Source organism: Hyphomonas sediminis (genome assembly GCF_019679475.1).
Lineage (GTDB): Bacteria > Pseudomonadota > Alphaproteobacteria > Caulobacterales > Hyphomonadaceae > Hyphomonas > Hyphomonas sediminis.
This window is the reverse complement of record NZ_JAIEZP010000001.1, coordinates 420,833-441,507: the sequence shown is the minus strand read 5'-3', so window position 1 is coordinate 441,507 and position 20,675 is coordinate 420,833. Positions and strand designations below refer to the sequence as shown.

General features: G+C 65.0%; 23 protein-coding genes. 15 read left to right on the top strand and 8 right to left on the bottom strand.

Features of this window, described 5'->3' with window-relative positions; translation table 11 throughout:
* Nucleotide 1: 1 nt before the first annotated feature.
* The 6 genes from K1X12_RS02160 to K1X12_RS02135 are packed head-to-tail and all read right to left on the bottom strand — an operon-like array spanning nt 2 to nt 7,568.
* The gene (locus K1X12_RS02160; protein ID WP_220986000.1) at nt 2–2,044 is read right to left on the bottom strand and encodes a hypothetical protein; all 2,043 of its coding nucleotides are present in this window, start codon (nt 2,042–2,044) and stop codon (nt 2–4) included.
* Nucleotides 2,041–4,899 carry a DUF4159 domain-containing protein gene (locus K1X12_RS02155; RefSeq protein ID WP_220985999.1) on the bottom strand — a complete coding sequence of 953 codons (2,859 nt, stop codon included), beginning with the start codon at nt 4,897–4,899 and terminating at the stop codon, nt 2,041–2,043. Before K1X12_RS02155 ends, K1X12_RS02160 begins: the two co-directional genes overlap by 4 nt.
* Nucleotides 4,896–5,762, bottom strand: a complete 867-nt coding sequence (locus K1X12_RS02150) for a DUF58 domain-containing protein (protein WP_220985998.1) — start codon at nt 5,760–5,762, stop codon at nt 4,896–4,898. The genes K1X12_RS02155 and K1X12_RS02150 overlap by 4 nt, the downstream gene beginning before the upstream one ends.
* A complete protein-coding gene (locus K1X12_RS02145) occupies nt 5,759–6,166 on the bottom strand; it encodes a hypothetical protein (RefSeq protein ID WP_220985997.1) in 408 nt (135 codons plus the stop codon). Before K1X12_RS02145 ends, K1X12_RS02150 begins: the two co-directional genes overlap by 4 nt.
* Before the next feature lie 23 nt (nt 6,167–6,189).
* Nucleotides 6,190–6,573 carry a hypothetical protein gene (locus tag K1X12_RS02140; RefSeq protein WP_220985996.1) on the bottom strand — a complete coding sequence of 128 codons (384 nt, stop codon included), beginning with the start codon at nt 6,571–6,573 and terminating at the stop codon, nt 6,190–6,192.
* Nucleotides 6,570–7,568 carry an AAA family ATPase gene (locus K1X12_RS02135; RefSeq protein ID WP_220985995.1) on the bottom strand — a complete coding sequence of 333 codons (999 nt, stop codon included), beginning with the start codon at nt 7,566–7,568 and terminating at the stop codon, nt 6,570–6,572. Before K1X12_RS02135 ends, K1X12_RS02140 begins: the two co-directional genes overlap by 4 nt.
* Before the next feature lie 75 nt (nt 7,569–7,643).
* Between K1X12_RS02135 and K1X12_RS02130 the strand changes: the two genes are divergently transcribed.
* The 6 genes from K1X12_RS02130 to K1X12_RS02105 all read left to right on the top strand — a co-directional run bounded on the left by K1X12_RS02130 (nt 7,644) and on the right by K1X12_RS02105 (nt 11,233).
* Nucleotides 7,644–8,231, top strand: coding sequence for a DUF1285 domain-containing protein (locus tag K1X12_RS02130; protein ID WP_220985994.1), 588 nt, complete (start codon nt 7,644–7,646; stop codon nt 8,229–8,231).
* Between the two features lie 7 nt (nt 8,232–8,238).
* Nucleotides 8,239–8,862 (top strand): CoA pyrophosphatase, encoded by a 624-nt coding sequence (locus K1X12_RS02125; protein ID WP_220985993.1) that lies wholly within the window; start codon nt 8,239–8,241, stop codon nt 8,860–8,862.
* Nucleotides 8,863–8,945: 83 nt separating this feature from the next.
* The gene (locus K1X12_RS02120; protein WP_220985992.1) at nt 8,946–9,287 is read left to right on the top strand and encodes a DUF6111 family protein; all 342 of its coding nucleotides are present in this window, start codon (nt 8,946–8,948) and stop codon (nt 9,285–9,287) included.
* The gene (locus tag K1X12_RS02115) at nt 9,274–10,479 is read left to right on the top strand and encodes a CCA tRNA nucleotidyltransferase (protein WP_225907837.1); all 1,206 of its coding nucleotides are present in this window, start codon (nt 9,274–9,276) and stop codon (nt 10,477–10,479) included. Before K1X12_RS02120 ends, K1X12_RS02115 begins: the two co-directional genes overlap by 14 nt.
* A gap of 137 nt (nt 10,480–10,616) precedes the next feature.
* The gene (locus K1X12_RS02110; protein WP_220985991.1) at nt 10,617–10,841 is read left to right on the top strand and encodes an AbrB/MazE/SpoVT family DNA-binding domain-containing protein; all 225 of its coding nucleotides are present in this window, start codon (nt 10,617–10,619) and stop codon (nt 10,839–10,841) included.
* A complete protein-coding gene (locus tag K1X12_RS02105) occupies nt 10,838–11,233 on the top strand; it encodes a type II toxin-antitoxin system death-on-curing family toxin (RefSeq protein WP_220985990.1) in 396 nt (131 codons plus the stop codon). The genes K1X12_RS02110 and K1X12_RS02105 overlap by 4 nt, the downstream gene beginning before the upstream one ends.
* Before the next feature lie 4 nt (nt 11,234–11,237).
* Here K1X12_RS02105 and hemF read toward each other — a convergent pair whose 3' ends face one another.
* Nucleotides 11,238–12,134 carry an oxygen-dependent coproporphyrinogen oxidase gene (hemF, locus tag K1X12_RS02100; protein WP_220985989.1) on the bottom strand — a complete coding sequence of 299 codons (897 nt, stop codon included), beginning with the start codon at nt 12,132–12,134 and terminating at the stop codon, nt 11,238–11,240.
* 199 nt (nt 12,135–12,333) lie between these two features.
* On the opposite strand from hemF, the gene petA reads away from it, so the two are divergent.
* The 7 genes from petA (at nt 12,334) to K1X12_RS02065 (ending at nt 18,379) form a co-directional block, all read left to right on the top strand.
* Nucleotides 12,334–12,897 (top strand): ubiquinol-cytochrome c reductase iron-sulfur subunit, encoded by a 564-nt coding sequence (gene petA / locus K1X12_RS02095; RefSeq protein WP_220985988.1) that lies wholly within the window; start codon nt 12,334–12,336, stop codon nt 12,895–12,897.
* A 15-nt stretch (nt 12,898–12,912) separates the two neighbouring features.
* Nucleotides 12,913–14,373 carry a cytochrome b gene (locus K1X12_RS02090; RefSeq protein WP_220985987.1) on the top strand — a complete coding sequence of 487 codons (1,461 nt, stop codon included), beginning with the start codon at nt 12,913–12,915 and terminating at the stop codon, nt 14,371–14,373.
* A 25-nt stretch (nt 14,374–14,398) separates the two neighbouring features.
* Entirely contained in the window at nt 14,399–15,361 is a 963-nt protein-coding gene (locus K1X12_RS02085; protein ID WP_220985986.1) for a cytochrome c1, read from the top strand.
* Nucleotides 15,362–15,388: 27 nt separating this feature from the next.
* Nucleotides 15,389–15,898, top strand: coding sequence for a GNAT family N-acetyltransferase (locus K1X12_RS02080; RefSeq protein WP_220985985.1), 510 nt, complete (start codon nt 15,389–15,391; stop codon nt 15,896–15,898).
* Complete coding sequence (gene mtnP, locus K1X12_RS02075; protein WP_220985984.1) at nt 15,895–16,773, top strand: S-methyl-5'-thioadenosine phosphorylase; 879 nt, start codon at nt 15,895–15,897, stop codon at nt 16,771–16,773. Before K1X12_RS02080 ends, mtnP begins: the two co-directional genes overlap by 4 nt.
* A 72-nt stretch (nt 16,774–16,845) precedes the next feature.
* A complete protein-coding gene (locus K1X12_RS02070; RefSeq protein WP_220985983.1) occupies nt 16,846–17,919 on the top strand; it encodes a hypothetical protein in 1,074 nt (357 codons plus the stop codon).
* A complete protein-coding gene (locus K1X12_RS02065) occupies nt 17,876–18,379 on the top strand; it encodes a YybH family protein (RefSeq protein WP_220985982.1) in 504 nt (167 codons plus the stop codon). The genes K1X12_RS02070 and K1X12_RS02065 overlap by 44 nt, the downstream gene beginning before the upstream one ends.
* Before the next feature lie 267 nt (nt 18,380–18,646).
* On the opposite strand, the gene K1X12_RS02060 is transcribed toward K1X12_RS02065, so the two are convergent.
* Entirely contained in the window at nt 18,647–19,201 is a 555-nt protein-coding gene (locus K1X12_RS02060; protein ID WP_220985981.1) for a fasciclin domain-containing protein, read from the bottom strand.
* A gap of 320 nt (nt 19,202–19,521) precedes the next feature.
* On the opposite strand from K1X12_RS02060, the gene K1X12_RS02055 reads away from it, so the two are divergent.
* Nucleotides 19,522–20,232: a molecular chaperone DjiA gene (locus tag K1X12_RS02055; protein ID WP_220985980.1), complete on the top strand. Its 711-nt coding sequence runs from the start codon at nt 19,522–19,524 to the stop codon at nt 20,230–20,232.
* 90 nt (nt 20,233–20,322) lie between these two features.
* A complete protein-coding gene (locus tag K1X12_RS02050; RefSeq protein ID WP_220985979.1) occupies nt 20,323–20,601 on the top strand; it encodes a hypothetical protein in 279 nt (92 codons plus the stop codon).
* Nucleotides 20,602–20,675: the final 74 nt, after the last annotated feature.

The window sequence follows — 20,675 nt, the reverse complement described above, 5'->3', positions numbered from 1 at the left end:
CTCAGCGTCCCTCGCGCCGCCAGGCCAGCAGCAGGAACAGCATCAGCGCGCCCGCCGCCAGGATGCCCGGCAACAGGCCCTGGCTGGTGGACGAACGCACCGCATAGGCGCCCCGCTCACGCAGGCCCAGCCAGTTGGCACCGGCGGCATTCTTCTGCCCCGCGCTTACCCGGCGCACATCGGGAATATTGCTGCCTGTCTCGTTCAATCGGAACACGCCGCCGCCCGTCGCCTGAGCTACCGGCTCGATCACGGCCGTCGTCGATTCAAGATTTGCGTATTCCTTCGGGTTCTCCGGCCCGCTCAGCGCAATCGCTTCCAGCCCGCCCGAGCGCGCGCGGTAGATGCCGAGTTCCTCAACCGGGGCTTCCGCCACGAAGGTGCCGGGCCCGGCCGGGCTCCAGCGCGGCGTCATCACATCGCCCTCCGGCGTCTGCACTTCCAGCGGCGGGGCCGCGTCCAGCAGCGTGCGCAGCTCGATCTTCGCCTGTCCGCCCTCGATGGTCAGCGCCAGGCGGCGCTCCTCCAGTTCGGGCTCCTTCATCATCCAGTGCACCACGCGGCGGATAAGCTCCGCAAACGGACCGCCGCCATCATAGCCGCCCGCCCACAGCCAGATCTGGTCGGACATCAGCATGCCCACCCGGCCCTTGGAAACCCGGTCCACGATCAGCAGCGGTCGCCCGTTCGGGCCAGCCATCAGCACGTCCCCGGCCACCGCATCTGCCTCGATATAGCGCATCCACCCGCCCCAGCTTTGCCCGTCCAGCGGCGCGGTCACGGCATGGCGCTTGCCCGGCGCGGTAAGTTGCGGCACGAACTCGCCGGTGCGGATCACGCCGGTCGGGGAGGCGGGCAGCACGGAGGCCAGCGGCGACCGCGCAAGGCTCGCCGGCCCGGCAAACTGCTCGCCCGCCACGATCAGCAGCGCGCCGCCATCGGCCACATAGCGGGACATGTTGGCAAGATAGGCCTGCGTAATCACGCCCTGGCGCTCATACTGGTCGAAGATGATGAGGTCGAATTCGGTCAGCTTCTGCTCGAACAGTTCCTCTGTCGGAAACTCGATCAGCGCCAGCTCATCGGGGCGCGCATAGTCCACCTTGAATGGCGGGCGCAGGATGGTGAAGTGAACGAGGTCCACGGATGGATCGGACTTCAGCAGGTCGCGCCACACGCGCCCTGCCTGGTTTGGCTTGCCCGTTACCAGCAGCACGCGCAACCGGTCGCGCACGCCCGCAATCGAGGTGGCCGTACGGTTGTTCGCCAGCGTCAGTTCCTCGGGGCCGGGCGGCGCTTCGATCACCACCATATTCTCGCCGCGCCGCTCGATTTCGATGGGCACGGCCGTGTCCTTGCCGGTCTCGACGCGCACGCGTTCGGGCGTCCCGCCATTCAGCGAGATATCGAGATCAATCGTCCCGCCGCGCGGGTCCTCGGCGCGCACCACAAGGTTTGCCGTCTCGCCCACGATGCCGAAATTCGGCGCGTTGACGATTTCGATCCGCCGGTCGCCTAGGTTTTCATCGCCCGCGATCAGGCCATGCAGCGGCCCGATGATGCCTTGTGTCTTGGCCGGGTCAGGCAGGTCATGCACCTGCCCATCTGTCACCATGATCGCACCGGCAATCCGGTCGCGCGGAACATCCGCCATCAGACCTTCCAGCGCGCTGTAAAGGTAGGTGCCATCGTCGCCGGGGCTTGTCTCCAGCGTGCGCACTTCCAGGGACGGGTCTTCAGCCAGCTTTGCTTTCAGCGCCTCATAGGCTGCCGCGGCCGCCTCGTCGCGTTCGCCAAACTGCATGCTTTCGGACCGGTCGAGGATCAGCGCCGCCACCGAGGGCAGGGGCTCGCGCTCCTCATGCACCAGCGTCGGATTGATCAGCGCCGCGCTCACCACCAGCAGGCTAACGGCCCGTGTCAGCCAGGCGCGCCCGCGCAGGAAGAAGTAACAGATCCACGCGCCAATCGTCAGCGCCGCCAGCGCCCAGACGAGCGGCCAGCCAAGGAAAGGCTCAAGGCTCAGGCGAACCGCTTCAGTCATTGCGGCCCTCCGTCCAGCAGGTTGCCATTCGGCAACAGGGGCTCGGGCGCGTCATTCTGCTCGCCCAGCCGCTCCAGAAGGGCGGGAATATGCACCTGGTCGTCCTTGTAGCTGCCCGTCAGTACATACATCACGAGGTTGACGCCAAACCGGCGCGCCGCTTCGCGCTGTGTCGGCCCTCCGTCAACGGAATAGAGGTCGCGCCCATTCTCATCCACGGCCCAGGCCGAGGCCCAGTCGGCGTCGCCGATGAACAGGCGGGAAACCCCGTCGCCCCGGCTGCCGCCCGGCTGGGCGGCCTGCTCGATCCACAGCCGCCGCCCGGCAAACCGGCCGGGGAAATCCTTGATCAGGTAATAGCTGCGCGAGAGAACGTGATTGTCCGGCACGGTCTGCAGCGGCGGCGCGTCCAGCCCCTCCAGCAGCGTTTCCAGCCGCGATACGTCCGTCTGCGAAGCGGCGTCGCCGCCCGCCCGCGTGTCGATCACCAATGCGCCGCCCACGCGCAGATAGGCGTTCAGGCGCTGCACGGCGATGTCTGACAGCGGCGCGGCATTGTCGGGCACATTGAAATAGATCAGCGGGTAGAGTTCCAGCGCATCGGTTTCGAGGTTCAGCGCGTGCGGGGAGGCGGGCTCCACCGAGGTGCGCATGTTCAGAATGTTGGAAAGGCCCTGCAGGCCCGCGCGTGTGCGCTGGTTCAGGGCCGGGTCGCCGGTCTCCACATAGCCAAGGCGCATGGTCAGCGCGGCGTCGATTTCCTTCTGGCTCGCCTTGCCGGGGGGCAGGGGCACAACGCGGCTCGAAGGCGTCTGCACGAACCGGTAATTGCCATCCGGCATCAGTTCATACGTGCCCTGAGCATGTGCGCTCTCCGGCGAAAGGACGGCAAACGCCAGCAGCAACGCGCCGGCCACTCCGGCCCCCGCCTTGCCCCGCCGCATCAGCCCGCGCAGCCGCCCGGCCACATAGAGCGCAATAAACAGGTCCAGCGCCAGCAGGAACGCCGCCACGGCCAGCAGCGGCCCGGCCAGGCGCAGGGAGCGCGCTTCTGCATCGCCCAGCAGGCGGGCGGAGGCGGGCCATTCGGTCATCAGGCGCGGCGCGGCGCCCTCGCCAATGTTCAGCGCGCGCGAGCCGGACGGGCCCTGGTAAAGCCCCGGCGGATGGATTTCAGAAGGTTTCAGCCCGGCAAAGTCTGCCGCCTTGATCGGCGCGGCGCTTTGGCTGGCCGGTGTCAGGCGGCCAAAGCCGTCCAGCGACAGCTGGGGCATATAGGTGCCGTCGCCATCTTCCACTGCTTCGCCGCGCCCGGCAGCAATCGCGCGGCGCAGCATCTGTTCAAACAAGCCCGAATAGGCCAGGTCGCCCCAGTCCGGCCCGGCGGTGATGTGGAAGAGAACCAGCGTTCCCTCGCCCCGGCTGTCGGCGGTCACCAGCGGTGATCCATCGGTGAGGCGCGCCCATGTCTTGCGCGCAAGGTCGGGCTCTGGCCGCGCCAGTACCTGCTGGCGTACACGGACATCCGGCGGAATGGAGAGGCCGGCAAAGGGCGAGGTCTCGGGGAAGGGGGCAAGGCCCTGCGGCTCCTCCCACGCCAGCGCCCCGCCAATCGCGCGGGAAGACCGGCGCAGCGTTACCGGCAACAGGTCGTCGCCCTGCGCGGCCAGCCTCGGCCCGGCAAAGCGGATCAGCGCGCCGCCATTCTCCACCCATTGCGTCAGGCGTTCGGTGTCGGCTTTGGCGATCTGGCCAACGTCGGCCAGAATGATTGCGTCGGGCGCGGCGGCCACCAGCGTCTCGATATCCCCGGTCGAGATCGAGGCGAACGGCTCCAGCGCCTTGCGAACATAATGCATGTCCGAGAGCAGCGGCTGGGCCGATGGCCCCATATCGACAATGCCGACGCGCCGCGTGCGCTCTGCCGAGTCCCACAGCCAGACGGTGCCTGCGCCCGCCCGCCCGGTCACATTGAACCGTGCAATCCGTGCCAGCGCGGCAGCCGGAATGGAAAACGTCGCCTCGCCCTCGCGCACGCCTTCGGCAAAGCTCACTTCGGCGGAGCCGAGCGCCGAGCCGTCCTGTGTCAGGGCCGAGACGAACGCCCGCGCGCTGCCGCGTGGGTCGGCCCGCGCAAGGCGCACGGTCACCGCGTCCGTCTGCGCCGAGAGCCCGGTGATCACGGCGGGGCCTTCGGGCGGGGCAGCAAACACAGTCAGGGGCGCGCGGCTCGCCAGCGCCGCGGCAAAGGCGGCGCCGCCTTCGGCCTCCAGCCCGTCGCTTGCATAGAAGATCCGGGCCGGTTGCAGTTTGGAGGCGTCCAGCCGCGCCAGCGCGTCGGCCCGGTCCGTCGCCCAGGGCTGCGGGTCAAGGCTCGACAGCCGCTTGCCCATATCGGCGCGGGACATGCGTTCGGCCGGGTCCGCGTTCAGCTTTCGCGGCGCCGTCAGCAACAGATGCGCGGCCCCGTCGCGGTCGCCCGCGTCCAGCGTCGCGCTCGCCGCATTGACCAGCTCGCTCCAGCGCGGGGCAGAGGCCCAGCCATTGTCGATCACGATCAGCAGCGGCCCGGTATCGCCCGTCCCGGCGCTGCGCGCGCCCGGCGCCCACACAGGCTGGGAGAGGCCGAGGATCGCCGCCACAACCGCCAGTGTACGGATCAGCCACACCCACCAGGGCGTGCGCGCCGGCGTCTCTTCCTCGGGCTCTGCCCCGTCCAGCAGGCGCAGGGAAGGCAGCTCGGCCTCCTTCGGCGCCGGCGGCGTCGCCCGCAGCACCCACCAGATCAGCGGCAGCGCCAGCAGCGCAAACAGCGCCAGCGGCGCGCCCAGCAGGAAAGGCCCCAGTGCCGTCACCGCGCCGCTCCAAACCGTTCGATTTCCGCCTTCAGCCGCGCCGCGCCAGACAGCGCCGGGCTGCCCGTCACATGCGTCACCAGCGCCCAGCCCATCCGCGCGGCGAGCGCCGAAAGCGCCTCGCGCTGCTCGGTAAAGCGGCGCATATATTCCTCGCGCATCGTCTCGGCGCGGCCCAGGATGCGCTCCTCGCCTGTGCCGGGGCGGGAAAGTTTCGTGCGGCCCTCAAAGGGAAACGCAATCTCCACCGGGGCAGAAACTGCCAGCAGGATGCCTTCCGGGCAGCGCGCCGCCAGCGGGGCCAGCTTTGCCTGCCACTCGGCAATCGGGTCATAGAAGTCGGAGGCGACCAGCATCGTCGCGCTGGTTTTCGGCGGCGGCGGAAAGGCGCCCTTCGTGCCGCGCAGCAGGTCGTCCATCAGGCGCTCCACCGCCCGCTTGCCAAAGCTCGGCGTGCGGCCAGATCCCAGCGCGCCGATCCGCTCGCCATCCTTGGACATCAGGATCGCCATCGTCAGCATCAGGAGGATGGATTCTTCCGCCTTGGTGCGCAGGTCGTCCTTGCCCTTCCAGCGGAAGCCGGCCGCGTCATCGGCCCAGAACAGCACGGTGCGCGCCGTTTCCAGCTCGCTCTCGCGCACGAACAGGTCATTGCCCTTGGCCGATCGGCGCCAGTGAATACGCCCCGGCGCATCTTCCTGCATGAAGCGGCGATACTGCCAGAAATTCTCGCCCGTGCCCGCGCGCCGCCGCCCGGCCGAGCCGATATGCGCGGCTTCGGAGGCTTCCGCCTTGAAGTTCAGCCCCGGCAACTGCCGTGCCAGGCTCTCCGCTTCGGCGCGCAGGTCGGCAGGCAGGGTCATTTGGACTCTGGGCGCTTCCACTTTTCGCACGTCTTCGCGTGCTTCGTGAATTGAGCAAGCTCCGCCACGCCCCCTGTCGGGAGGCGGTTGGTAATTTTTAAGGCTTCTTCAAACCGTGTTTTGAAAACTGAGAACTGCTGAGGGAAACCGTCTAGATGTTCTGCTGCAAGCTCAAACTCATAATTCAACACCATAACGGCTAAGTCTTGTTTGATCCGCTCATCCGTATGGGGTTCGGAAAATAGTGCATACGTGGCGGAGATTCTCATGGCGACATAGTCTGCGAGACAATGGAGTTGCGCTGTCTCCTCGGGCGAAATTTTTTGTTCTTCCGGGTAAGCAGTTACCATGGCTGAGTAAGCCATGGTAACCGCAATCAACGAAGCCGTTGCCTTGCCGATCATGCTTTTTGTCCTTATCCGCGTTGTCATTCGAGCAGGGGTGCGGCGCAGCTCTTGCCTTCGGCGATGCGGGCATCAGCTTCTTCATCCGTGGTGTGATCAAAGGGCGCCGTCCCCGTCGCCTCCGGCAGGCCGTAGGCCGCCTCGATGATGTTGCCCATGGCAATGAAGTCGATGCGGGCAGAATCGTATCCGGTTGTCTTGTCGTTATAGGCGTTCATCGCTTCTTCCGAAGCAAAGCGGATTACCTTCAGCTTCTCTTCGCGCGCGTCCACATGCTGCTGCAGGTAAGCGGCGCTCTCGGCCAGCTGGCTCGCGCAGGCGGCGGGCGCGGCGCTGCCTCCCGGCAGGTGCGCGCAGGCCGTCGCCAGCAATCCGAGTCCAGCGCCGACAAGAATGCGAAACTTCATGCAGCCTTCCTCACAAGGTCATTGATCAGGTCACTGAGCTTCGGCGCGTCCCCGGTCGGGTCATAGCGCATCGCCATCCGGTGACCGAGGCAGGGCTCGGCCAGGGCTTCGATGTCTTCCATCGACGGCGCCAGCCGTCCGCGCAGCAGGGCGCGTGCCCGCGCTGCCAGCATCAGCGCCTGTCCCGCCCTTGGCGAAGGTCCCCAATCGACCAGCCGCTTCACGCGCGCATCCGAGGTCTGCTCGGGCCGCGCTTCGCGGATGAGGTTCAGGATCGTCGCCACCAGCTTTTCGCCCACCGGCATCTGGCGCACCAGCGCCTGGATCTTCATCAGCTCCGCCGGGCTCAGCGCGGCTTTCACCGGCGCCTCGGCCCCGCGCGTCGTCTCGATCAGGATGCGCCGCTCGGTGTCGAGATCGGGATAGGAAACATCCACCTTCAAGAGGAAACGGTCGAGCTGGGCTTCGGGCAGGGGATAGGTGCCCTCCTGCTCGATCGGGTTCTGCGTCGCCAGCACATGGAACGGCGCAGGCAGGTCATGGCGCGCGCCCGCCACGGTCACATGTTTCTCCTGCATCGCCTGGAGAAGCGCAGACTGGGTGCGCGGGCTCGCCCGGTTGATCTCGTCGGCCATCAGCAGCTGGGTAAACACCGGCCCCTTGATGAAGCGGAAGCTGCGCTCCCCATCCGGGCCTTCATTCAGCACTTCGGAGCCGAGAATATCGGAGGGCATCAGGTCGGGCGTGAACTGGATGCGCTGGTTGGCCAGGCCCAGCGCCGTGCCCATCGCTTCCACCAGGCGCGTCTTGGCAAGGCCCGGCGCGCCGATCAGCAGGGCATGTCCCCCGGCCAGCACGGCAGCGAGCGACAGCTCGATCACCTTCTCCTGGCCGAACACGGCCTTGCCGATTTCCGTCTTCACACGGGCCAGCGCCTCTGCGGCAGCTTCTGCATCGGCAACAGGGGTTTCGGCATTCATTGTGGTATCGGCCATGTGTAGAGGTGCCTCCGGCTTCACGTCTCTGGCTATCAAGCCTATGTCTAAGGCGTCTTTTTGGCGGAGATAGGTGTGACTTCCAGTCCCGGCACAATTCTGAGCGTGGAAGAAACGCTTAAGGCGATCCTGCCGGAAGGCAAGTTTGGCGCTGATCTCCCGCCTGTGGAGAAATGGAATCCTTCCGGAGAGAAGGATATCGGCATGGAAATCCGCGCCGATGGCAGCTGGTGGCACGAGGGCGGCCAGATCAAGCGCGACCGGCTGGTCAAACTCTTCGCCCGCATCCTGCGCAAGGACGCCGACGGGCGCACCTTCCTCGTCACGCCCTACGAGAAAGTGATCGTGCATGTGGAAGACGCCCCGTTCATCGCGGGCCGCATGGATGTTCTCGGCGCGCCGGGAAGGGATCAGCAGCTCGGCTTCGTCACCACGCTTGGCGACGTCACCTTCGCTGGCCCCGATTGCCCCCTCCGCGTCGAAACGGACGCCGAAACCGGCGAGCCTGCGCCATACGTCCTCGTGCGTGGCCGCCTGGAGGCAAAGCTCGCCCGACCGGTTTTCTACGAACTCGCAGGCCTCGCCGAGCCCTCGCCGGATGACGAGAATGTGCTCGGGGTCTGGAGCAAGGGGGTTTTCTTTCCGCTCGGACCTGCGGCATAGGCTGGCAATGTCCTTTCGCAATCTTGATGACTTCATTGAGCGCGTGACCGCCAAGCTCGACCCGCCCGCCGGGCAGGGGCGGCTTGAGGATATGGGCGACATGGATTTCCTCACGCCCGAGGAAGTCGCGATCATCCGGCCCGCCGCCGTGCTCTTCGGCGTCATCCCGCGCAATGAGGGGCCAACCCTGCTGCTCACCCTGCGCCCGCAGACGATGGCCGATCATGCCGGCCAGGTCGCGCTGCCCGGCGGCAAGGTCGATCCGATCGATCTGGATGAAGTTGCCGCCGCCCTGCGCGAGGCGCATGAGGAAGTCGGCGCCCATCCCGATGATGTCGATGTGCTGGGCAAGGGTTCGGCCTACATCACCGGCACGCGCTATCGCATCACGCCGGTTGTCGGCCTGCTGCCGCACGATTTCGTGCCCGTGGCAGAGCCCGGCGAGGTTGCCGCGATCTTCGAAACCCCGCTTGAACTCCTGATGAACCCGAAAAACTACCAGACCGGCAGCGCCTTCTATAAAGGCGCCCACCGCGAATATTATGAGATGCCGTATAATGGCTATCGCATCTGGGGCGTCACCGCCGGCATCATCCGCCGGCTCTACCAGACGCTTTACGAAAGCGACTGATCTGCGCCCTTCAGGGTTTCTCAAACCCTTTCAGGTGCTTATGTAGGTCTGAGCATCTGAAGTTACGGGGAGACCCCACCGTCATGGCCGGCCGCCTCCTGTTTGAAGTCTTTGTGTTCTCTCTGCCCTTCCTGGTGTTCGGCATCTACCTGCTGGCAACCCGCTCTGCGGAAGAGGCCGGCGCGCGCAAATGGCCTATCCAGATGCTGTTCCTCATCGGCCTCGGTCTTGCCACGGCTGTCTGGTTCCTCCTGATCGCGCTGGAGCCGCGCGACCGGGGCACCTGTGTCGAGCCTGCCCGCTACGAGAATGGCCAGCTCATCCCGCAGCGCACTTATCCTTGCGAGCGTCACACCGAGGATGTCGGCATCCAGCGTGACCGCACCGCGCCCGCAGAGACCCCGCCTGCCGATGACCCGACCTGAGCGCATCTCGGCAAGCTGGCTGGAGGCGCCCTCAAGCCGCGCCGTGATGAGTGCATTGGAAACGGCCCGCAAAGGGGCCTCCCGCTATGTTGGCGGCTCGGTGCGCAACACGCTGCGCGGGCTTTCTGCCGATGATGTCGATATCGCCACCCAGCTCCTGCCGGAAGAAACCGTTGCCGCGCTGGAAGCTGCCGGCATCCGCGTCATTCCCACCGGCATCGAACACGGCACCGTCACTGCCTTCTACAAAGGCGTGCCGGTGGAGATCACCACCCTGCGCCGGGATGTCGAAACCGATGGTCGCCGCGCCGTCGTCGCCTTCACGCAGGATTGGGCCGAAGACGCCGCCCGCCGCGATTTCCGCATGAACGCCATCTATGCCGGGCCGGAGGGAGAACTTTACGAAGTCATCCCCGGCTCGATCGAGGATGCGATCGCCGGGCGCGTCATCTTCATTGGCGCGGCCGATGAGCGCCTGATCGAGGATTATCTCCGCATCCTCCGCTTCTACCGCTTCAATGCCTGGTATGGCGCCGGTATCGACCAGACAGGGCAGGGCGCCTGCGCCCGCCAGCGCGAAGGGCTGAAGAAGATCGCTGCCGAGCGGATCTGGAAGGAGCTGAAGCGCACCCTCGCTGCGCCCGATCCCTCCGCCGCCTTCATCGCGATGGAAGACGCCGGCGTTCTCGCCGTGCTGCTGCCGGGCGCCGCTTCGGCCTTCCTTCCGGCTCTCGTGGAAATCGAGGCGGCCCATGATCTGACGCCCGATCCGCTCCTGCGCCTGATGGCCATGCTCACCCGCCGCCAGAGCGATGTGTCCGCTGCCGCCAGCAGCCTGCGCCTCTCCAATCAGGAAGCCGCCCGGCTCATCGCCTGGGCCGATCCGGCTCTCGGCCATGTCCTCGGCCTCAGCCCGACGGCCCGGCGCGAAGCCTTCTACAGGTTCGGCCCCGACGCGGTAGTCGACCGCGCCGTGATCGAAGTGGCCAGCGGGGGGGAGGATACCCTCGCCTCTATCCTCGCCGACCGGCATGCCTGGGTGCGCCCCGTTTTCCCCATCGGCGGGGATGACGCGCTCGCCGCCGGCCTCAGGGGGCCGGAGATCGGCAAGCGCCTGAAAGCCCTCGAAGAGGCCTGGATCGCGTCTGCCTTCCGCCTGTCCCGGGAAGACCTGCTCTCACGCCTGAAATGACCCGAAGTGTCCCTCAAAAGGCGCAAAGCGTCCCGTTTTGTCCTCAAAAATACACGGTTTGACACTCCAGGGGCGCTCTTGGTTCCTTTGCGCGCCCTCCCATGTTATAACGCATGTTATTCCATCCGGAGGCCCCCATGACCAAGCTGAAGATCCGCAAAATCGGCAATTCCCTCGGCGTCGTGTTGCCGGCTGAGGCGCTCGCCAGAAAGAAGATTGCGCAAGGCGATACCGTTATCCTGAGCGACACGCCGGACGGCTTCCGCCTTGATGTATATGACGAATCTGTTGCCGAACAGGTTGAGGTCGGTCGCTCCGTCGCGCGCCGGTATCGCAACACTCTGCGTGAATTGGCGAAATGACCGCCCGGCCTGCGCCGAAATGGCTTCGGCGGGAAGCTGTGTTGATCCTGCATGATGAAAGCCTTGCCGATCATGGCGGGGCGGCAGGCATTCGAGACGGCGGCCTTTTCGAGAGTGCACTCGCCCGGCCGGAAAACCTATTCGCCTATGGGGAGCCGGATCTGTTTGATCTCGCGGCGGCCTATGCCTTTGGAATCGTTAGAAATCATCCCTTTGTGGATGGCAACAAGCGCACCGGATTTCTCGCAGCGGCCGTGTTTCTCGAGATTAATGGCTGGGTGTTGATCGCCGATGAGGTGGACGCAACGGTCCAGACCTTCGGACTGGCCGCCAGCGAGATTTCCGAGGAAATCTATGCTGGCTGGCTGCGCCGTTCCTGCGAAAAAGTCTGATTTTTCAGGGCCATTTCACGACAGGCGGCATGGATGAGAGGATGCTCTCGATATTACCGCCCGTCTTCAGGCCGAAGGTCGTGCCCCGGTCATACAGCAGGTTGTATTCGACATACCGCCCCCGCTGCACCAGCTGGGCCTCCCGCTGAGCCTCGCTCCACGGCTCATTCATCCGCCGGCGCACGAGGTCGGGATAAATTCCCGCAAACTGCCGGCCCACCGCTTGAGTAAAGGCAAAGTCCTGTTCCCAGTCGCCGGTATTGAACCGGTCATAGAAGATGCCGCCGGTCCCGCGCGGTTCATGGCGGTGGGGCAGGTGGAAGTAGGTGTCGCAATACTCTTTCATATGGGCGTAATCGGCGCCCGGATGGGTGTCGCAGGCCGCTTTCATGGCGGCGTGGAAATCGACCGTATCGGCGAAGGATTCGTCGCGCTGATAGGCGAGCAGGGGGGTCAGGTCGCCGCCGCCGCCAAACCAGGCTTCGCTGGTCACCAGCATGCGCGTATTCATGTGCGCGGCTGGCACGCGCGGGTTCGCCGGGTGCGCAATCAGCGAGATGCCGCTCGCCCAGAAGCGGCCATCGGATTTGTCGGCGCCCGGAATCTGGGCAGCAAACGCCTCGGAGAAGGTGCCGAACACTTCGGAGAAGTGCACGCCCACCTTTTCAAACACCTTGCCGCGCATCAGGCCCATCCGGCCCCCGCCAAGGTCTTCGCTGCCATCGCCCCGGCGCCACTCTTTCAGCTCGAATCGCCCGGCAGCGCCGCGATATAGCGGGGGCTGGGCGGCGTCTTCAATGGCTTCGAAGCGGGCGATAATGTCTTCCTGGAGGGCGCGAAACCAGGCGCTTGCCCTGGCTTTACGTGCGGTGAAGTCGGCGGTGTCGGTGTCAATCGTCATGCCTGACAGTTGCGCTGTGGGCTTTTGCCTCGCAAGTCCCCTGTTGTCACAGGGGCGGAACGGCGGTAACGGCCTGAGCGAACAGGGGGGCAGGACGCGCAGGAATGCCGCGCCCCGCGCCCACTTGCCGCAATGTGCGGCCAGCGCAGCTTTAGTAAAGACAGCGGCAAACGCCACGCACCAGGGACGGACAAGAATCGTGACGACAGAGACCCACGCCGAGGCGGTCGACGAAGACCGCCGCAATTTTATTCACATCGCCACAGGCTCGGTCGCGCTCGGCGGCGCTGCCATGTTCGCCTGGGTGGCCGTTGATCAGTGGAACCCGGCTGCCGATACGCGCGCAGCGTCGGCTCTGGATGTCGACGTGTCCAAGGTTCCGCTCGGCGGCGAAATCCGCATCCTGATCGGCGGCAAGCCGTTCTTCGTGCGCCACCGCACCCCGGCTGAAATCTCGGCCGCCGAATCGGTGAACATCGCGATCCTGCCGGACCCGCAGACCGATGATGAGCGTCTTCACCCGAAAGCTGACGGTACGCTGAACCGCGCCATCCTGATCACCTCGGGCTCGTGCACCCACCTTGGCTGCGTCCCGGTTGGCCCGGCTCAGGGCAACACCGGTGACTATGGTGGCTGGTACTGCCCCTGCCACGGTTCGCACTACGATACTTCCGGCCGCATCCGCAAAGGTCCTGCGCCGAAGAATCTTCCCATCCCGAATTATCGCTGGGTCTCTGACTCGGTCGTCAACATCTCCCTCTGAGAAGGATCCCTTTAGATGAGCGGACATGAGTCTACCTACACGCCGAACTCAGCCTTTGAGCGCTGGCTCGACAAGCGTCTTCCGGTCATTCGCTTCGCCAGCGATACGATGATCAATTTCCCGACGCCGAAAAACCTGAACTACTGGTACATCTTCGGCGGCATCCTGGCCGTCTGCCTTGCGGTTCAGATCATCACCGGTGTCATCCTCGCCATGCACTACGAAGCCAGCACCGATGGTGCCTTCGCTTCGGTCGAGCGCATCATGCGCGACGTGCCTTATGGCTGGCTGCTGCGGTACATCCACGCCAACGGCGCCTCGATGTTCTTCCTCGCAGTCTACCTCCACATGTTCCGCGGCCTCTATTACGGGTCCTACAAGGCCCCGCGCGAAGTGCTGTGGATCATTGGCTGCGTTATCTACCTCCTGATGATGGGCACCGCCTTCCTCGGCTACATGCTGCCCTGGGGCCAGATGTCCTATCACGGCTCGAACGTGATCACCGGCCTCTTCGGCGCGATCCCGCTCGTCGGCGAAAGCATCCAGACCTGGCTCATGGGCGGCCCGTCGATCGGCAACCAGACCCTGCAGCGCTTCTTCTCGCTGCACTATCTGCTGCCCTTCATGATCGCCGGCGCTGTGGTCCTGCACGTCTGGGCGCTGCACGTTCCGGGCAACACCAACCCGACCGGCGTTGAAGTCCAGGATGTCGAGAAAGACACCGTTCCGTTCCACCCGTACTACACGGTGAAGGACGGCTTCGGCATCGCGATCTTCCTGATCATGTTCGCCGTCTTCGTGTTCTACGCACCGAACGTCCTTGGCCACGCCGACAACTACGTCCAGGCCAACCCGCTGGTGACGCCGGCCCACATCGTTCCGGAATGGTATCTGCTGCCGTTCTACGCGATCCTGCGCGCCATCACCTTCGACCTCGGCCCGATCCCGGCGAAACTGCTCGGCGTCATCTTCATGTTCGCCGCCATCGCAGTGCTCTTCGTGCTGCCCTGGCTCGACACCTCGAAGGTGAAGTCCATGCGCTACCGCCCGGTGGCCCGCCAGTTCTTCTTCGGCTTTGTCGTTGTCTGCTTCCTGCTTGGCTGGTGCGGCGCGGCAAACCCGGATGATGCGGTCATCCCGGCGCTGCAGGGCGATCCGAGCCTCCTGGTCAGCTACACCGTTGAGGGCGCGCCCGCTTCGGCCAGCTACAAGGGCGGTGAAGAAGCGTACGAGCAGGCCCGCGCCTTCATGGCCAGCCTGCCGGCAGGCGCCAACCCCAGCCTCGCTGCGGTTCCGGCACCGACCTTCGCCTTCCGTCACCTGTCGCTGATCCTGACATTCCTGTATTTCGGTTACTTCGTGGCCCTGTTCTTCATCGGCCTGACCGAGAAGCCGAAGGCCCTGCCGGAATCGATCCATAAATCCGTGCTGAAGCGTAAGCCCAAGGATACGGGCAACGCAGTGCCGGCTGAGTAAGCTGCAAGCTGGGAAAAGAAAGAACATGAAAACCTTCCGCATCCTCGCTGCTGGTCTCGTTGGCCTTGCCTTCGCGGGTCTCGCGCACGCTGCTGGCGGCGCCCAGAAACACGCCCATGCCCCCGAAGGCGGCTGGCCGTTCGAAGGCGTCACCGGCCAGTACGACAAGGCATCGGTCCAGCGCGGCTACCAGGTCTACAAACAGGTCTGTGCCAGCTGCCACTCGATGAACCTGCTCAGCTACCGTAACCTCGGTGAGCCGGGCGGCCCGTTCTATGACCCGGCCTATCCCAACCCGAACGACAACCCGTTCGTGAAGGCACTGGCCGCCGAGAACGAAATCATGAACCAGACGCCGAACGATGCCGGCGAATACGAGATGCGTCCTGCATCTCCGGCAGACCGTTTCCGCGCCCCGTTCCCGAACGAAGCAGCTGCCCGCGCAGCCAATGGCGGCGCCCTGCCGCCAGATCTTTCGGTCATGGTGAAAGCCCGCCATAACGGCGCCAGCTACATCTACAGCCTGATGAGCGGCTATCCGGACCCGGCCCTGTTCGAGGACCGTGAAGTCCAAAAAGACGGCGAGACGCTTTACCAGAAGGTGCTCGACGTTTCGAAATTCGAGGCCCTGGGCGACCACACGCCGGAGCACTCCGCTTACCTCGTCCAGCCTGCCGGCCAGTATTACAACCCCTACTTCCCGGGTGATACCAAGCCGAACTTCGAAGGCGATCCGCGTCATGCGCCGCCCGGCGGCTTCCTCGCCATGGCGCCGCAGCTGACCAAGGATCGCGTCGAGTACACCGACGGCACCGAAGCAACTGTTGATCAGATGGCCCACGACGTTGCCCAGTTCATTGCCTGGGCGTCGGAGCCGAAACTCGAAGCGCGCAAGCGCACCGGTCTCGGCGTGATGGCCTTCCTTCTGATCCTCACGGTTCTGCTGTGGTTCTCCTACAAGCAGGTCTGGCGGAAGGTTGAGCACTAAGCTCTGACCCGAAGACCGGCCTGAAATATGAGCCAATCGATAGCCATCCGCAGGGCCACCCCTTCGGATGGCTTTCTCGTTGAGGGGATCACGCGCCGCATCTGGACGGGGCGGGTCTCGCCAGAATCCACTGTCTTCCGCGAAACGCCCGAAACGGTTGCCGCCCAGATCGCCAAAGGCGGGGCGGTGCTGCTGGAGGCTGATGGCGCGCTGATCGGTTCGGGCCGCTGGGTCGCTGTGCCCGGCCCCGGCGGGCAGGGGCGCTGGATGGAAGTCAAACGCATCGGCGTGTTGCCGGGCTTTACCGGTCAGGGCCTCGGCGCGCATGTCCTCGCGGCACTGGAAGCCTGGGGGCAGGAACAGGGGGCCAAAGGCGCCCAGCTCGCCATCCGGGCGGACCAGCCCCGTCTCATCGGCTTCTATGCCGATCTTGGCTATGTCCGCGCCGATGATGTGGACCTGACGACCCACAATCCGCTCTCGCCGCCGCCCTTCGGCATGCGTAAATGGTTCCGGGCAGGGGAGGGCGCGGTATGAACGGCTGGAAACTCGGCATCATTGGCGGCTCCGGCCTCTACGCCCTCGACGGGCTGGAAGACCGGCGCGAGCTGGAGATCGAAACGCCCTGGGGCGCGCCATCGGACAAGCTCGTCTCTGGCCGTATTGGCGATGTGGAGCTTGTTTTCCTGCCGCGCCATGGCCGCGGCCATGTTCTCTCGCCAACAGACGTGCCCTACCGCGCCAATATCGCCGCGCTGAAGATCGCCGGCGTCACCGATGTCCTCTCCATCTCCGCCTGCGGCTCGCTGCAGGAGGTGTACGCACCGGGCCATATCGTGGCAGTCGATCAGTTCATCGATCGCACGGTCGCCCGCGCCTCCAGCTTCTTCGGCGCCGGGCTCGTGGCGCATGTCTCGATGGCAGATCCCATTTGCGCCCGCCTTTCGGGGCTCGCCGCTGAGGCGATGGAAGCTGTCGGTGGCCGGGTCCATCGCGGCGGCACGTATCTGGCCATGGAAGGCCCGCAATTCTCCTCCCGCGCCGAAAGCCATCTTTACCGGCAATGGGGCTGCGATGTGATCGGCATGACCAATATGCCCGAAGCCAAGCTCGCCCGGGAGGCGGAGCTGCCCTACGCGACCCTCGCCATGGTCACCGATTATGATTGCTGGCGAGAGGATACCGAAGCCGTCAACGTCACCAATGTGCTCGAGATCATGGCGCACAACACCGCGCTGGCCCGCAAAGCCATTCTGGGGCTCGCCAGCGGCTTGAACGGCACGATCCGTACTCCATCCCCCCAGGGAATTGAAACCTGTCTGGATTCTGCACTGATCACCACTCAATCAGCACGCGATCCTCTCGCAATGGAAACGCTTCGGGTGATTGCGGGCCGCGTTCTCGGCGTTTAGAAGTTGGTAACGTCTGGCCTTTGCCGGGCAGATGCAGCACCACGAACCGGCGCGGCCTCAGGGGAACTCAGAATGAGCGAAGCACAATTTCACACCTTCCTGACAGGCGGCCTGACGCTGTTGCTGGCGGTTCTTACGGTTATCGCCTGGCATCTCTGGCGCCTCCGTGAGGAGGCCCGCCTCGGCACGGCCTCTGCGCTGTCGGGTGTCGGGCATGAGCTGCGGGTGAACCTTCACCGCATGATCTCCGAACTCTCCCAGGTCGCCCAGCATCCCGGCGTCGGCCCGGATGTGCTCCTGCCGATCCGCAGTCCCCAGCTCGACGGCGTCAACCGCTCGCTCATCAACACCAACCGCAACGGCATCGCCGTCCTCGGCAACACCTATCAGGAGATGGAAGCCCGCAAGCTTGGCCTGCGCGCCATCCTCGCCCAGGGCCGGATGCCGGAGACCGAGCTGGACGATGCGATGGACGCCGCCATCAACGGCATTGCCGCCCTCTACATCTGGGAAGTGCACAAGGGCGCGCTGCCCAGCGAAATCGGCCGCGTGCGCAGCTGGTCCGTGCGCGACTGGATGAAGGAAAAACAGTTCCGCGCCGAAGCCTTCCCGGACATGCATCTGCGCGATGAAGTCGTCGAGCGCCTGCGGATGTATGGCCTGGAGCTGACGCCCCGCCCGCTGACCCATACGGCCTGGGAATACTATTCCATGCAGTATGATCGCCACGCCGATGTTCACGGCCCCCTCGGCCGCCGCCGCGTGAAAAAGGAAAAGCCGGAAGGCGACGCCAAAGGCGGCTTCTTCGGCTTTGGCCGCAAGAAACAGGAAGAAGAAACCCCGGCTGAAGACTACGAGTCAGAGGACGCCGGCTACGACGCCGCCTACGAAGCAGAGGCCGAGGCCCCCGCAATGGCGCCGGAGCCGCAGCCGGTCTACCAGGCAGAGCCCCAACCGGAGCCCCAGCCCGAACCTCAGCCTGAGCCACCGCAAGCCCCGCCAAGCTATGAGCGGACCTACGCTGCGCCTGAGCCCGAGATTGAGCCTGAGATTGAGCCTGAGCCGACAGAGGAAACCTATGATGAGGATGGTGACCTGGCTGATGAAGACGCAGACCCGCTTCGTGATCCTCAGCGCACGAACTAAGATTGCCGCCGCCCTTTCGGGCGCGCTGTTCCTCGGTCTTGCCGCCTGCGCCACCGCGTCCTCCCAGCCCGGCGGCGCGGCCCGCGTGGCCGATGAAGCCGCCATCCTCTCCCTGCTCGAGGCGCAGGATGTGGCCTGGAATGCAGGCGATATCGAAGGCTTCATGGTGGGCTACTGGCGCTCGCCGGATCTGCGCTTTGCGTCCGGCGGCAACATCACGCGCGGCTGGGATGAAACGCTCGCCCGCTACAAGGCCCGTTACGGCACCGGCGCGGAAATGGGCACGCTGACCACCCGCGACCATGAAATCGTGATCCTCTCGGCCGACGCCGCCATCGCCCATGGCAAATGGCAGCTCGACTGGCAGGGCAAGCAGCCCTGGGGCCTCTACACGCTGGTTCTGCGCAAGATCGACGGCGAATGGCGCATCGTGTCGGACACCACAACCGCCGCAGACTGACATTCCCAAACGAATTGCCCCACCCGGATGTCTAGTCCGGGCGGGGCCACACGGGGGTCTTTCCTCGAGGCCCGGACCTGACCTGACCAGGCCTCGCGGAATTGACGCGCCACGCCGCCAGATGTTCCGCCCCCTCACCAATGTTTAATCCGTGTCGCCCGGCGTCTCCGCTGGCCTTAATGCAGAAAGCCCGGCCTTCACGCCTTGCGGGAAGAAGACCGGGCATCTCGCAAAGGGGGAGGGACCCCTGCGGAAGAACAGGATCGCTTACGGCAGCAGCAGCGAGTCGATGGCCAGCACCACGCCGTCCTTGCCGCGAATGCCAGGGCCTTCAACGGTCACGGCATTGATCCACACGGCAGAGGGGTCTGTTCCGTCAATTGCCACGGGGCCGTTCAGGGTTTCAGCGGTCATCTGCTGTCCGGCCATCTTGTCGGCGGTCAGCGCCTGGCCGGCCACCACATGCATGCGGATCAGCGCGATCAGCTGGTCGCGGTTTTCCGGCTGCATCAGGCGGTCCATCGCGCCGGCGGGCAGCTTGGCAAAGGCCGCGTCGGTCGGCGCAAACAGGGTGTAGGGGCCAAGCTGGCCAAGATCGCCTTCAATGCCTGCTGCGTCGATGGCGGAAAGGAATGTCTTGAAATTGCCGGTGCGCGAAGCTTTCTCCAGCGCGTCGCTCTTCTGCGCTGCAGGGGCTGTGGCCACGGCGCGGGCGCTTCCCAGCGCAACGCCGGCGGCGGCGCTTCTGCTGCTGTCGGTATCAGCCAGGGCCGGCTGGGCGAGGATCAGGGCCGCAAGGGCGGCGAGGGCATAGGTCTTCATCTTTCATTCCTCCGACAGCGACGGTCCGGATTCGTGTTCGATGAAGAGCAAACGGCGTGCCGGAAGAAATGTTCCCGAAACGGGGCGAGAATCTTTCAAATTGGTTAATTTCCGGGGCTCGGGCGTCCGGCTCCAAAGCGGGCACGGGCGCCGGAATGGCCCGTATCTGCGCCATGACGGATACTTAATACAGCTCCGGCGACGCAACTTTCCGCGTCCCCACCCGTATGCAGCCCTGCTGTGCGGAAAGACTTCACATGCTTGTCAGAAACGCTCTCTGTCCAAGAATGGGCAAGAGCTGTTATACTCCGAGATAGATCATGAGCCTGTGGACCACACTTCTAGAGAGCGGCAAACGCCTGTTCGACCATGGCCCGGACCCGGCCCCTCAGCCGGACCCGGCTGGAGAATGCTGCGAGCCAGATCCCAATGATGTCGGTTTTACCGCCGCGGTCGTCGGCCTCAGCGCCAAGATGGCGATGGCCGACGGGCTCGTGACAGACCAGGAAATCATGGTGTTCTCGCGCGTTTTCCGCGCCCGCCCGGAAGATGCGGATAATGTCCGCCGCGTCTTCAATCTCGCCCGCCAGACCGTGCGCGGCTACGAATCCTATGCCCGCCGCATCGGCAAGCGCTACAGCGACCGGCCCTGCCTGCTCGAAGGCGTGCTTGACGGCCTGTTCCAGATTGCCGGGGCAGATGGCGTCGTCACCCAGCCGGAACTGGTCTACCTGCGCACCGTGTCTGATGCCTTTGGCTTCAGTGAAGCCACCTTCCGCCGCATCCGTGCCAGCCATCTCGGGCCGGACCGGGACGATCCTTACCATGTGCTCGGCGTTGCCCATGATGCAGAGTTTGCGGTCATCCGCACGGCATATCGCCGTCTGATGGCGGACCATCACCCTGACCGGATTATCCATAAGGGCGCCCCGCGCGAGTTTGAGACCAGCGTGCATTCCAAAGCCGCGTCGATCACGGCGGCCTATGCCCAGATCCGGGCGGAGCGTGGCCTGCTGGTGCAACAGGATTAACCCTGCTGCCCAAAATGGGCGCCGAGATTGCCGCACCTCCGTTGACGCTCTGCCATCATCGCGCCATCTTGAGGGCCGAAGGTGATATCCATGGTACAGACACACGCCCATCCGAACCCTGCTGCAGGCCTGCTTTCCGCCCTTCGCGCCGGAATGACCTTCCTTGTGCAGCTCACCGCCGGCCTGATGCTCCTGTTCGTGGCGGGCCTCGTTGCGATCATCACCGCGATTGCCGGTGTGGCCCTGGCGGCGGCGGCCATCGCCATGCGCTTTGCGGCCCCGCGCCGCCCGCGCCCGACGTCCCCCCCGTCCGACGGCACCATCACCCTGGAAGCCCGCCGCACCCCGCGCGGCTGGACGGTCGAATAAACCGCCCTGCCTGATCCGGTTTCCGGCAATAAAAAACCCGCTCCGGAGAGCGGGTTTTTTCTTTTTCGGAGGGT

Bases quoted from the DNA above. Each gene is read 5' to 3' on its own strand.
- K1X12_RS02160 (WP_220986000.1), bottom strand. From the start codon at position 2,044: ATGACTGAAGCGGTTCGCCTGAGCCTTGAGCCTTTCCTTGGCTGGCCG.
- K1X12_RS02150 (WP_220985998.1), bottom strand. From the start codon at position 5,762: ATGACCCTGCCTGCCGACCTGCGCGCCGAAGCGGAGAGCCTGGCACGG.
- K1X12_RS02145 (WP_220985997.1), bottom strand. From the start codon at position 6,166: ATGATCGGCAAGGCAACGGCTTCGTTGATTGCGGTTACCATGGCTTAC.
- K1X12_RS02140 (WP_220985996.1), bottom strand. From the start codon at position 6,573: ATGAAGTTTCGCATTCTTGTCGGCGCTGGACTCGGATTGCTGGCGACG.
- K1X12_RS02135 (WP_220985995.1), bottom strand. From the start codon at position 7,568: ATGGCCGATACCACAATGAATGCCGAAACCCCTGTTGCCGATGCAGAA.
- K1X12_RS02125 (WP_220985993.1), top strand. From the start codon at position 8,239: ATGTCCTTTCGCAATCTTGATGACTTCATTGAGCGCGTGACCGCCAAG.
- K1X12_RS02120 (WP_220985992.1), top strand. From the start codon at position 8,946: ATGGCCGGCCGCCTCCTGTTTGAAGTCTTTGTGTTCTCTCTGCCCTTC.
- K1X12_RS02115 (WP_225907837.1), top strand. From the start codon at position 9,274: ATGACCCGACCTGAGCGCATCTCGGCAAGCTGGCTGGAGGCGCCCTCA.
- K1X12_RS02110 (WP_220985991.1), top strand. From the start codon at position 10,617: ATGACCAAGCTGAAGATCCGCAAAATCGGCAATTCCCTCGGCGTCGTG.
- K1X12_RS02105 (WP_220985990.1), top strand. From the start codon at position 10,838: ATGACCGCCCGGCCTGCGCCGAAATGGCTTCGGCGGGAAGCTGTGTTG.
- hemF (WP_220985989.1), bottom strand. From the start codon at position 12,134: ATGACGATTGACACCGACACCGCCGACTTCACCGCACGTAAAGCCAGG.
- K1X12_RS02090 (WP_220985987.1), top strand. From the start codon at position 12,913: ATGAGCGGACATGAGTCTACCTACACGCCGAACTCAGCCTTTGAGCGC.
- K1X12_RS02085 (WP_220985986.1), top strand. From the start codon at position 14,399: ATGAAAACCTTCCGCATCCTCGCTGCTGGTCTCGTTGGCCTTGCCTTC.
- K1X12_RS02080 (WP_220985985.1), top strand. From the start codon at position 15,389: ATGAGCCAATCGATAGCCATCCGCAGGGCCACCCCTTCGGATGGCTTT.
- mtnP (WP_220985984.1), top strand. From the start codon at position 15,895: ATGAACGGCTGGAAACTCGGCATCATTGGCGGCTCCGGCCTCTACGCC.
- K1X12_RS02070 (WP_220985983.1), top strand. From the start codon at position 16,846: ATGAGCGAAGCACAATTTCACACCTTCCTGACAGGCGGCCTGACGCTG.
- K1X12_RS02065 (WP_220985982.1), top strand. From the start codon at position 17,876: ATGAAGACGCAGACCCGCTTCGTGATCCTCAGCGCACGAACTAAGATT.
- K1X12_RS02060 (WP_220985981.1), bottom strand. From the start codon at position 19,201: ATGAAGACCTATGCCCTCGCCGCCCTTGCGGCCCTGATCCTCGCCCAG.
- K1X12_RS02055 (WP_220985980.1), top strand. From the start codon at position 19,522: ATGAGCCTGTGGACCACACTTCTAGAGAGCGGCAAACGCCTGTTCGAC.
- K1X12_RS02050 (WP_220985979.1), top strand. From the start codon at position 20,323: ATGGTACAGACACACGCCCATCCGAACCCTGCTGCAGGCCTGCTTTCC.